An 11,473-nucleotide genomic window follows, 5' to 3' on the forward strand; every position below is an offset into this window, starting at 1 on the left:
GACGGAGGGTAAAACCGCAGGTTAGCCCAGCCTTTCCTTGCTGGCGGGAGGCCTTCGGGAGGTCTACTCAGGTTGGAGTCGAAAAGTAGAACGAGTCCAAAGAAGCGTTTGGGGGGCCGGAACATGGCCATCATCGAGACCGAGGCGGCGCTGCACGAGGCGCACCGCGACAACCACACCCACCGCGACGTCAACGGCGGCTGGCTGCGCCCCGCCGTGTTCGGCGCGATGGACGGCCTGGTCTCCAACCTCGCCCTGATGACCGGCGTCGCCGGCGGATCGGTGAGCCACCGGGCCGTCGTGCTCACCGGCCTCGCGGGCCTCGCCGCCGGCGCCTTCTCCATGGCGGCCGGCGAGTACACCTCCGTCGCCTCCCAGCGCGAGCTGGTCGAGGCCGAGCTGGACGTGGAGCGGCGCGAACTGCGCAGGCACCCCAAGGACGAGGAGGCCGAGCTGGCCGCCCTCTACCAGACCCGCGGCGTCGAACCCGGCCTCGCCCGCGAGGTGGCCCGGCAGCTGTCCCGGGACCCCGAGCAGGCACTGGAGATCCATGCCCGCGAGGAACTCGGCATCGACCCCTCCGATCTGCCCTCGCCGGCCGTCGCCGCGGTGTCCAGCTTCGGCTCCTTCGCGCTGGGCGCCCTGCTTCCCGTCCTGCCGTATCTGCTCGGCGCGAGCGCCCTGTGGCCCGCCGTACTGCTGGCGCTCGCCGGGCTCTTCGGGTGCGGGGCCGTGGTCGCCAAGGTGACCGCGCGCAGCTGGTGGTTCAGCGGACTGCGGCAGCTCGCCCTCGGCGGCGCGGCGGCCGGTGTGACGTACGCCCTGGGCACTCTCTTCGGGGTGGCCGTAGGATAGGTGGCTGGAACTTATGCATGGGACCGCATAACTAGTCGTTACTCGGTGGTTTCGAACGCTTAACCGCCGGGCATGACCCGTAAGCGCTGTGGGCAATGAGGCCCGCGGCGCGCCCACACGGGGCCGGCGGCGCTGCCTCCCCGTCCCTGGACCGACGGACACCGATCTGTCCTGCTCGGTCCCCCCATACTTCGCCGCCCGTGGCGGTACCCCCGCCGCCACCCGCGGCGTCCGCATGTTGGAACGGAGTATCCGGTTCCCGAGAATCGCTCCATCATGTAACCTGCACGAAATTTTGATCTCATCGCAGATCTCGCAGAGGGCCAGCGTCGTCCCTCGGCACCTTCCCCCAGAGCCCGCTAGGCCTGGGAGGACACCACCGCCACATGACGACGACGGGAGAGCCGATGCGTACGCCGCGCCAGCCGTCCCAGCAGTCCGCGAATGGCCAGAACTGGTCCTTCATGGATGCTCGCCCTGCTGCGCAGGGTATGTACGACCCCCGCAACGAGCACGACGCCTGCGGCGTCGGCTTTGTGGCCACCCTCACCGGCGAGGCGAGCCATGCGCTGGTCGAGCAGGCGCTCACGGTTCTGCGCAACCTGGAGCACCGAGGGGCCACCGGCTCCGAGCCCGACTCCGGCGACGGCGCGGGCATCCTCTCCCAGGTGCCGGACGCCTTCTTCCGCGAGGTGGCCGGATTCGAGCTGCCCGATGCCGGCGGCTACGCCGTGGGCACCGCCTTCCTGCCCGAGGACGGCCTCGACGCCGCCCTCGCGCGGATCGAGGCGATCGCCGCCGAGGAGAGCCTGACCGTCCTCGGCTGGCGCGAGGTCCCCGTCGCGCCCGAGCTGCTCGGCGCCACCGCCCGCTCGACGATGCCCGCCTTCCGCCAGATCTTCGTCACGGACCACGCCTCCCGCGGCATCGAGCTGGACCGCAAGGCGTTCCTGCTGCGCAAGCGCGCCGAGCGCGAGGTCGGCGTCTACTTCCCGTCGCTGTCCGCGCGGACCATCGTCTACAAGGGCATGCTGACCACCGGCCAGCTCGAGCCCTTCTTCCCGGACCTGTCCGACCGCCGCTTCGCCTCCGCGATCGCGCTCGTCCACTCGCGCTTCTCCACGAACACCTTCCCCTCGTGGCCGCTCGCGCACCCGTACCGCTTCGTCGCGCACAACGGTGAGATCAACACCGTCAAGGGCAACCGCAACTGGATGCGCGCCCGGGAGTCCCAGCTGTACTCGGAGCTGTTCGGCGCCCCGGAGAAGCTGGAGAAGGTCTTCCCGGTCTGCACCCCGGACGCCTCCGACTCGGCCTCCTTCGACGAGGTCCTGGAGCTGCTCCACCTCGGCGGCCGCACGCTGCCGCACTCCGTGCTGATGATGATCCCGGAGGCGTGGGAGAACCACGACTCCATGGAGCCGGCCCGGCGCGCCTTCTACCAGTTCCACTCCACGATGATGGAGCCCTGGGACGGCCCCGCCTGCGTCACCTTCACCGACGGCACCCAGGTCGGCGCGGTCCTCGACCGCAACGGCCTGCGCCCCGGCCGCTACTGGGTCACCGACGACGGCCTCGTCGTCCTCGGCTCCGAGGTCGGCGTCCTCGACATCGACCCCGCCAAGGTCGTCCGCAAGGGCCGCCTGCAGCCCGGCAAGATGTTCCTCGTCGACACCGCCGAGCACCGGATCATCGAGGACGACGAGATCAAGGCCGCCCTCGCCGCCGAGAAGCCGTACGCCGAGTGGCTGGAAGCCGGCGAGATCGAGCTGTCGGACCTGCCCGAGCGCGAGCACATCGTGCACACCCACGCCTCGGTCACCCGCCGCCAGCAGACCTTCGGCTACACCGAGGAAGAGCTGCGCGTCATCCTCGCCCCGATGGCCAAGGCCGGCGCCGAGCCCATCGGCTCCATGGGCACCGACTCGCCCATCGCCGCCCTCTCCGAGCGCCCCCGGCTGCTCTTCGACTACTTCACCCAGCTGTTCGCGCAGGTCACCAACCCGCCGCTGGACGCCATCCGCGAGGAACTGGTCACCTCCCTGCGCTCCTCGCTGGGCCCGCAGGGCAACCTGCTGGAGCCGACCGCGGCCTCCTGCCGCTCCGTCGTGCTGCCCTTCCCCGTGATCGACAACGACGAGCTGGCCAAGCTCATCCACATCAACCACGACGGCGACATGCCCGGCATGAAGGCCGCCACCCTGTCCGGCCTGTACCGGGTCGGCGGCGGCGGCGAGGCCCTCGCCGCGCGCATCGAGGAGATCTGCGCCGAGGCCGACGCGGCGATAGGCAACGGCGCCCGGCTGATCGTCCTGTCGGACCGCCACTCGGACGCCGAGCACGCGCCGATCCCGTCGCTGCTGCTCACCGCGGCCGTCCACCACCACCTCATCCGCACCAAGCAGCGCACCCAGGTGGGTCTGCTGGTGGAGGCCGGCGACGTCCGCGAGGTGCACCACGTCGCGCTGCTCATCGGCTACGGCGCCGCCGCCGTCAACCCGTACCTGGCGATGGAGTCCGTCGAGGACCTGGTCCGCGCAGGGACGTTCCTGCCCGGCATCGAGCCCGAGCAGGCCATCCGCAACCTGATCTACGCCCTCGGCAAGGGCGTCCTCAAGGTCATGTCCAAGATGGGCATCTCCACCGTCGCCTCCTACCGCGGCGCCCAGGTCTTCGAGGCCGTCGGCCTGGACGAGGCCTTCGTGGAGAAGTACTTCAACGGCACCGCCACCAAGATCGGCGGCGTCGGCATCGACGTCATCGCCCAGGAGGTCGCCGCCCGCCACGCCAAGGCCTACCCGGCCTCCGGCATCGCCCCCGCGCACCGCGCGCTGGAGATCGGCGGCGAGTACCAGTGGCGCCGCGAGGGCGAACCGCACCTGTTCGACCCGGAGACGGTCTTCCGCCTCCAGCACTCCACGCGCGCCGGCCGCTACGACATCTTCAAGAAGTACACCGAGCGCGTGAACGAGCAGTCCGAGCGGCTGATGACGCTGCGCGGCCTGTTCGGCTTCAAGTCCGACCGGCAGCCGATCCCGCTGGACGAGGTCGAGCCGGTCGGCGAGATCGTCAAGCGCTTCTCCACCGGCGCCATGTCGTACGGCTCCATCTCCAAGGAGGCGCACGAGACCCTCGCCATCGCCATGAACCAGCTGGGCGGCAAGTCCAACACCGGTGAGGGCGGCGAGGACCCGGAGCGCCTGTACGACCCGGCGCGCCGCTCGTCGATCAAGCAGGTCGCCTCCGGCCGCTTCGGCGTCACCAGCGAGTACCTCGTCAACTCCGACGACATCCAGATCAAGATGGCCCAGGGCGCCAAGCCCGGCGAGGGCGGCCAGCTGCCCGGCCACAAGGTCTACCCGTGGGTCGCCAAGACGCGTCACTCGACGCCGGGCGTGGGCCTCATCTCCCCGCCGCCGCACCACGACATCTACTCCATCGAGGACCTGGCCCAGCTGATCCACGACCTGAAGAACGCCAACCCCCAGGCGCGCATTCACGTCAAGCTGGTCTCCGAGGTCGGCGTCGGCACCGTCGCCGCGGGCGTCTCCAAGGCGCACGCCGACGTGGTGCTGATCTCCGGCCACGACGGCGGCACCGGCGCCTCCCCGCTCACCTCCCTCAAGCACGCGGGCGGCCCCTGGGAGCTGGGCCTGGCCGAGACGCAGCAGACCCTGCTGCTCAACGGCCTGCGCGACCGGATCGTCGTGCAGACCGACGGCCAGCTCAAGACCGGCCGCGACGTCGTCATCGCCGCGCTCCTCGGCGCCGAGGAGTTCGGCTTCGCGACCGCCCCGCTGGTCGTCTCCGGCTGCGTCATGATGCGCGTCTGTCACCTGGACACCTGCCCGGTCGGCATCGCCACCCAGAACCCCACCCTGCGGGACCGGTTCAACGGCAAGGCCGAGTACGTCGTCAACTTCTTCCGGTTCATCGCCGAAGAGGTCCGCGAACTCCTCGCCGAGCTGGGCTTCCGCTCCATCGAGGAGGCCGTCGGCCACGCCGAGGCGCTCGACGTCACCCGCGCGGTCGACCACTGGAAGGCGCAGGGCCTCAACCTGGAGCCGCTGTTCCACGTGCCCGAGCTGCCCGAGGGCGCCGTGCGCCACCAGGTGATCGCGCAGGACCACGGCCTGGAGAAGGCGCTCGACAACGAGCTGATCCGGCTCGCCGCCGACGCGCTGAACGCCGCCTCCGCCGAGGAGGCCCAGCCGGTGCGCGCCCAGGTCGCCATCCGCAACATCAACCGCACGGTCGGCACCATGCTCGGCCACGAGGTGACGAAGAAGTTCGGCGGCGCGGGCCTGCCCGACGACACCATCGACATCACCTTCACCGGTTCCGCCGGCCAGTCCTTCGGCGCCTTCCTCCCGCGCGGCGTCACGCTGCGCCTGGAGGGCGACGCCAACGACTACGTCGGCAAGGGTCTGTCCGGCGGCCGGATCGTCGTCCGCCCGGACCGGGGCGCCGACCACCTCGCCGAGTACAGCGTCATCGCGGGCAACACCCTCGCGTACGGCGCGACCGGCGGCGAGCTGTTCCTGCGCGGCCGGGTCGGCGAGCGGTTCTGCGTCCGCAACTCCGGCGCGCTGGTCGTCTCCGAGGGCGTGGGCGACCACGGCTGCGAGTACATGACCGGCGGTCACGCGGTGGTCCTCGGCGAGACGGGCCGCAACTTCGCGGCCGGCATGTCCGGCGGCGTCGCGTACGTCATCGACCTCGACCGGGACAACGTCAACTCCGGCAACCTCGACGCGGTCGAGGCCCTGGACGACACGGACCGGCAGTGGCTGCACGACGTGGTGCGCCGCCACGCCGAGGAGACCGGCTCCACGGTCGCCCGCAAGCTCCTGGCCGACTGGGACGCGTCCGTGCAGCGCTTCAGCAAGATCATTCCCCGCACGTACAAGGCAGTGCTCGCCGCCAAGGACGCCGCCGAGCGAGCCGGTCTCTCCGAGACCGAGATCACCGAGAAGATGATGGAGGCGGCGACCAATGGCTGATCCCAAGGGCTTTCTCAACCACGGCCGCGAGGTCGCCAGGTCCCGCCCCGTCGAGGAGCGCGTCCGGGACTTCAAGGAGGTCTACGTCCCCGGCTCCCTGCTGCCGATCATCAGCAAGCAGGCCAGCCGGTGCATGGACTGCGGCATCCCGTTCTGCCACAACGGCTGTCCGCTGGGGAACCTGATCCCCGAGTGGAACGACTACGCCTACCGCGAGGACTGGTCCGCCGCGTCCGAGCGGCTGCACGCCACCAACAACTTCCCGGAGTTCACCGGCCGCCTGTGCCCGGCCCCGTGCGAGTCCGCGTGCGTGCTCGGCATCAACCAGCCGCCGGTCACCATCAAGAACGTCGAGGTCTCGATCATCGACAAGGCGTGGGAGACCGGGGACGTCGCCCCGCAGATCCCCGAGCGCCTGTCCGGCAAGACCGTCGCCGTCGTCGGCTCCGGCCCCGCAGGTCTGGCCGCCGCCCAGCAGCTGACGCGGGCCGGCCACACGGTCGCCGTCTACGAGCGCGCGGACCGCGTCGGAGGCCTCCTCCGGTACGGCATCCCCGAGTTCAAGATGGAGAAGCGGCACATCAACCGCCGTATCGAGCAGATGCGTGCGGAGGGCACCCGCTTCCGCACCGGCATCGAGATCGGCCGCGACCTCAAGGCGACGGACCTGGCGAAGCGGTACGACGCCGTGGTCCTGGCCGTCGGCGCCACCACCGCCCGCGACCTGCCCGTGCCCGGCCGGGAACTCAAGGGCATCCACCAGGCGATGGAGTACCTGCCGCTGGCCAACAAGGTCCAGGAGGGCGACTACGTCGTGCCCCCGATCTCGGCCGAGGGCAAGCACGTCGTCGTCATCGGCGGCGGCGACACCGGCGCCGACTGCGTGGGCACCGCCCACCGCCAGGGCGCGGCCTCGGTGACGCAGCTGGAGATCATGCCCCGCCCGAACGAGGAGCGGGACCCGATCTCCCAGCCGTGGCCGACGTTCCCGCTGCTCTACAAGGTCACCTCCGCGCACGAGGAGGGCGGCGAGCGGGTCTACTCCGTCTCCACCACCCACTTCGAGGGCGACGAGGACGGCAACGTCCAGTGGCTGCACCTGACCGAGGTGGAGTTCGTCGACGGGAGGCTGACCCCGAAGCCGGGCACCGAGCGCAAGATCCCCGCCCAGCTGGTCACCCTCGCCATGGGCTTCACCGGCACCGACCGGGAGAACGGCCTGGTCGAGCAGTTCGGCCTGGAACTGGACGAGCGCGGCAACATCGCCCGCGACGCCGAGTACCAGACCAACGTGCCGGGCGTGTTCGTCGCCGGCGACGCCGGCCGCGGCCAGTCCCTCATCGTGTGGGCGATCGCGGAGGGCCGCTCGGCCGCCCGCGGCGTCGACCGCTACCTGACCGGCGCCAGCGATCTGCCGGCCCCGATCCGCCCGACCGACCGCGCCCTGGCGGTCTGACCCGGGTCCACCCACGTCCCGTACAACGGCGTACGGAACACGGACGGCGTCCGCCCACCAGTCCCCGACCGGACGACAGGGCGGGCGCCGTCGCATGTCCGCGCGCGCCGGGTGTGCGCCCGGGTGACGACGACCGCGGCGGCCACCGACGGCGAAGTGGCGGGGGAGCAGGCCACCCGGTGCGGTCGCTCAGTACCCCCGAAGCTGCTGCACCTTCGCCCACGCCGCGACCAGCAGCAGGACGAGCAGCGCCGCGCACGCGCCCGCGTGGACCGCGGTACGCCGGGCCCGGGGCGCGTGGGCGAACGCCAGGGCCACCGCGCCGCCGGTCAGCAGTCCGCCCAGGTGGCCCTGCCAGGAGGTGAGGGCCGCGGAGATCACCAGCCACAGCAGCAGGCCCGCCATGAACCGGTTGACGGCGTTCATGTCGGCGCCCAGCCGGCGGGCCATGACGTAGTGGGCCGCGCCCAGACCGAAGATCGCGCCCGACGCTCCGACGGTGAGCGTGCCCGGGGCGAGCAGCAGCACCAGCACCGAGCCGCCCAGCGCCGACAGCAGGTACAGGGCGGCGAACCGGAGCCGGCCGAGCTGCGGCTCCATCACCCGGCCCAGGTTCCACAGCGCGACCGTGTTCATCACGATGTGCAGGATGCCGAACGTCCCCTCGGTGGGCGGCATGTGCAGGAACGGCCCGGTCAGCAGCCGGTACCACTCGCCCCCGGCCAGCCCTTCCGTCTCCAGCACCCCGAAGAACGCGCCGTCGTAGACGTAGTGCACGCCGTCGGGCCCGACCAGCCCCGCGCCCAGCATCCCGAACCGGTCCACGATCTGCGGGCGCACCAGCTCGGCGAGGTACGCGAGCACGTTCAGCGCGATCAGGACGTACGTCACCTCGGGCACCGCCGAGATCCGGCCGCCGAACACCGTGCGCGCCTGCCGCACCGAGCGCGCGCCCTCCTTCACGCACTCCGGGCAGTGGTGGCCGACGGCCGCCTCGTGCATGCAGGCGGGGCAGATCCAACGGTCGCAGCGGGTGCAGCGGACGTGGCACTCCACGTCGGGGTGGCGGTAGCACGTGGTGACGGTGGAATCGGAGGGTTCCACGGGCCGGCTCCTGGAGAGTGTCGGGGACGGGCTGCGAGCCGGTGGGGACGGCGGTGATCAACATAACCAACGCGGGGGAGTGCCGGGATCGGTGGGTTCGCGGTGCTCGGGGCGGCGCGTGGTCTTGGAGACGCTTGGCGGCCATGCCGGATCCGGGGGACCCGCGGGGTCCCGGGGCGCAGGTGCCGTACCCTCGGGGTCCGGTCGGCCGGGACCGGCGAGGTACGGGGATCGACAGGGAGCGGGGCGGGATGGCGGCGATCAGTCTGCGCAGGATCGAGGAGACCGCGCCCGCGCTCGTGAGCCTGTACAAGAGCGCCGGTTCGTCCCTCGCCCGGCACGGCATGGAGGGGCAGCGGGCCGCCGTCTACCTCGTGGTCGACTACTCCGGCTCCATGAAGCCGTACTACAAGGACGGCGCCGTGCAGGCCCTCGCCGACCGGGTGCTCGGGCTCGCCGCCCACCTGGACGACGACGGGCGGGTGCCGGTGGTGTTCTTCTCCACGGACATCGACGCCGAGACGGAGATCGAGCTCGCCGGCCACCGGGGCTGCGTCGAGCGGATCGCGGCCGGCCTCGGGCACATGGGCAGGACCAGCTACCACCTGGCCATGGACGCCGTCATCGACCACTACCTCGACAGCGGGGCCGCCGACCCCGCGCTGGTGGTCTTCCAGACCGACGGCGGACCGATCAACAAGCTCGCGGCGGAGCGGTACCTGTGCAAGGCGTCCACTCTCCCGATGTTCTGGCAGTTCATCGGCTTCGGAGACCCCGGCAGCAGGCAGTTCGACTTCCTGCGCCGCCTGGACGACCTGCCGGTGCCGGGGAAGCGGGCGGTCGACAACGCCGGCTTCTTCCCCGCGGGGGCCGACCCGCGGAAGGTCTGCGACGCGGAGCTGTACGACCGGCTGGTGGGGGAGTTCCCGGCGTGGCTGGCGGCGGCGCGGGAGCGGGGGATCGTCCGCGCGGGCTGAGAGTCGCGGCGAGTTCCGGGATGCCCGGCGAGGCGTCCTGGCGTCCTGGTGACCAGGTGACCAGGTGACCAGGTGACCAGGTGTCCTGGTGTCCTGGGTGTCCTGGGTCTGCTAGGTGTCGCACTCCAGCACCGTCCGGCACAGCCCGCACCGCGCCCGCACCCGGCCCCGTACCGGCACCCCGATCCGCTGGTGACACGTCGGGCAGGGGAACGACACCCGTAGCTGCCCGCCGTCCGGCGACGGCCGCGGGGCGAAGGCGTACGGCGCTCCGGCCGGCGCCGGGACGGGGCGGCCCGACTGCGCCCGCCTTCGGTCACGGGCGTAGCGGAGTCGGCCCGACCGGCCCGCCGCCGTCAGCGGGGGCTGCCGCCCGTCCCGCAGCGCGAGCGCCCTGCCCTCCACGTACGCCGTGTACGCCTGCGGGCTGGTGAACCACGGCGCCGGGTCCTCCGCGAAGACCAGCGACCGCTTGGCGAGGACGTACCCGAACTCCTCCGGGGTGAGATAGCCGAGCTTCTGGCTGGACCCCGCGTCCTCCCGGTAGGCGTCCAGCAGCAGCCAGCCCGCGCCCAGGTACGTCGTCACCGTGTCGGTGAGGATCTCGTTGTCGCGGACGCCGGGGAAGGACAGGTCCAGGCGGTGCAGGTAGACGTGCGCCACCTCGTGGGCCAGGGCGGCGCCGATGTCCCGGCGATGGGTGCGGAAGCGGTCGTTCAGCTCGACGAAGTACTCGGGCCCGGCGGCGAGTTCGACGTTCGCGGCATGGTCCATGGCGCGGAAGCCCACGACGAACCGGGTATCGGGCAGCCGGAAGTGACGCACCAGTTCCCGCGCCACCCGCTGGGCGCCCGGATGGAGGTCGTCGGCGTCGCCGAACGCCACGTCGACCGGGGCCACGCTGGTCGCGAACGTGCGCACGGTGTCGGGGGACAGACGGCGGTAGAGCGCGGTGACGGCCGCCCGCACCGTCTCCAGGTGGGGGTAGCCGTGCTCGACCGGTCCGTCGTTCGCCACGTCCGTACCTCCAGCAGGCCGTGACCGTCGATGGGCCGTGGCCGCCGATTTCCACTCTACGAGGGTGAGAGCGGCATTTCCCCGGATCGGTTCCGTCCGAAGGGCGTGAGATCCGCCCTTGTCATGACCCCTCCTGGGTCTTCATACTGCGAGCCGCCCAATTGCCCACGAAGGGAAGTACGTTGACGCAAAATGCGACGAAATCTGGCCGTCTGTCCCTGGCCAGGAAAGCCGCGGCAGCCGGTGCCGTCGCTCTCGCGGTAGCCAGTCTCCAGCCGGTCGCGGCGCACGCGGCGGACGCGCGCATCATCGGTGGGACGACCGCCGCCCAGAACGAGTTCCCCTTCATGGTGCATCTCTCGATGGGCTGCGGCGGCGCGCTCTACAAGAAGGACGTCGTGCTGACGGCCGCCCACTGCCTGCCGGGCTCCGGTACCAACACCAGCATCGTCGTCACCGCAGGCGCCGCCGACCTGAACTCCTCCTCCGCGATCCGCGTGAGGTCGACCAAGGTCAAGCTCGCCCCCGGCTACGACGGCTACGGCAAGGACTGGGCGCTGATCAAGCTCGCCAAGCCGATCGACAAGCCCACGCTGAAGATCGCCACGACCAACCGGTACAACCGCGGCACGTTCACCATCGCGGGCTGGGGCGACACCCGCGAGGGCGCCGGCACGGGGACGACCAAGCTGCGCAAGGCCAGCGTGCCGTTCGTCAGCGACCGCGCCTGCAAGTGGCACTACGGCAGCCGGCTGATCGCCAAGGAAGAGCTGTGCGCCGGCTACCAGAGCGGCGGCATCGACACCTGCCAGGGCGACTCCGGTGGCCCGATGTTCCGCAAGGACGACGCCGGCAAGTACATCCAGGTCGGCATCGTCAGCTGGGGCGACGGCTGCGCCCGCACGGGCGTCCCCGGCGTCTACACGGAGGTCAGCCACTTCGCGGGCGACATAGCCCGCGCGGCGTCGGCACTCTGACCGACGCCGACGGCGGGGCCGGTCCTCCGGGACGGCTCCGCCGCACGGGGCCCGGGGGGCCGGGGGCCGGCCCCGGCCCCCGGG

Annotated in this window: 7 protein-coding genes; 5 read left to right on the forward strand and 2 right to left on the reverse strand. The window is 71.4% G+C overall.

Annotated features, from left to right (window positions below):
* Nucleotides 1–123 precede the first annotated feature (123 nt).
* The 3 genes from ABZY13_RS24950 (at nt 124) to ABZY13_RS24960 (ending at nt 7,314) form a co-directional block, all read left to right on the forward strand.
* Nucleotides 124–855 (forward strand): VIT1/CCC1 transporter family protein, encoded by a 732-nt coding sequence (locus ABZY13_RS24950; RefSeq protein ID WP_356634390.1) that lies wholly within the window; start codon nt 124–126, stop codon nt 853–855.
* Nucleotides 856–1,262: 407 nt separating this feature from the next.
* Nucleotides 1,263–5,858: a glutamate synthase large subunit gene (gene gltB, locus ABZY13_RS24955; RefSeq protein ID WP_356634406.1), complete on the forward strand. Its 4,596-nt coding sequence runs from the start codon at nt 1,263–1,265 to the stop codon at nt 5,856–5,858.
* Nucleotides 5,851–7,314, forward strand: a complete 1,464-nt coding sequence (locus ABZY13_RS24960; protein WP_356634392.1) for a glutamate synthase subunit beta — start codon at nt 5,851–5,853, stop codon at nt 7,312–7,314. The genes gltB and ABZY13_RS24960 overlap by 8 nt, the downstream gene beginning before the upstream one ends.
* A gap of 189 nt (nt 7,315–7,503) precedes the next feature.
* Here ABZY13_RS24960 and ABZY13_RS24965 read toward each other — a convergent pair whose 3' ends face one another.
* Nucleotides 7,504–8,418 (reverse strand): rhomboid family intramembrane serine protease, encoded by a 915-nt coding sequence (locus tag ABZY13_RS24965; protein ID WP_356634394.1) that lies wholly within the window; start codon nt 8,416–8,418, stop codon nt 7,504–7,506.
* A 251-nt stretch (nt 8,419–8,669) separates the two neighbouring features.
* On the opposite strand from ABZY13_RS24965, the gene ABZY13_RS24970 reads away from it, so the two are divergent.
* Nucleotides 8,670–9,395 (forward strand): VWA domain-containing protein, encoded by a 726-nt coding sequence (locus tag ABZY13_RS24970; protein ID WP_356634396.1) that lies wholly within the window; start codon nt 8,670–8,672, stop codon nt 9,393–9,395.
* Between the two features lie 111 nt (nt 9,396–9,506).
* Here ABZY13_RS24970 and ABZY13_RS24975 read toward each other — a convergent pair whose 3' ends face one another.
* A complete protein-coding gene (locus ABZY13_RS24975; RefSeq protein ID WP_356634398.1) occupies nt 9,507–10,412 on the reverse strand; it encodes a hypothetical protein in 906 nt (301 codons plus the stop codon).
* 212 nt (nt 10,413–10,624) lie between these two features.
* On the opposite strand from ABZY13_RS24975, the gene ABZY13_RS24980 reads away from it, so the two are divergent.
* Entirely contained in the window at nt 10,625–11,389 is a 765-nt protein-coding gene (locus tag ABZY13_RS24980; RefSeq protein WP_356634408.1) for a serine protease, read from the forward strand.
* Nucleotides 11,390–11,473 lie beyond the last annotated feature (84 nt).

It is taken from the genome of Streptomyces sp. NPDC006610 (genome assembly GCF_040611575.1).
Taxonomy (GTDB): domain Bacteria; phylum Actinomycetota; class Actinomycetes; order Streptomycetales; family Streptomycetaceae; genus Streptomyces.

Bases quoted from the DNA above. Each gene is read 5' to 3' on its own strand.
- ABZY13_RS24960 (WP_356634392.1), top strand. From the start codon at position 5,851: ATGGCTGATCCCAAGGGCTTTCTCAACCACGGCCGCGAGGTCGCCAGG.
- ABZY13_RS24950 (WP_356634390.1), top strand. From the start codon at position 124: ATGGCCATCATCGAGACCGAGGCGGCGCTGCACGAGGCGCACCGCGAC.
- ABZY13_RS24970 (WP_356634396.1), top strand. From the start codon at position 8,670: ATGGCGGCGATCAGTCTGCGCAGGATCGAGGAGACCGCGCCCGCGCTC.
- gltB (WP_356634406.1), top strand. From the start codon at position 1,263: ATGCGTACGCCGCGCCAGCCGTCCCAGCAGTCCGCGAATGGCCAGAAC.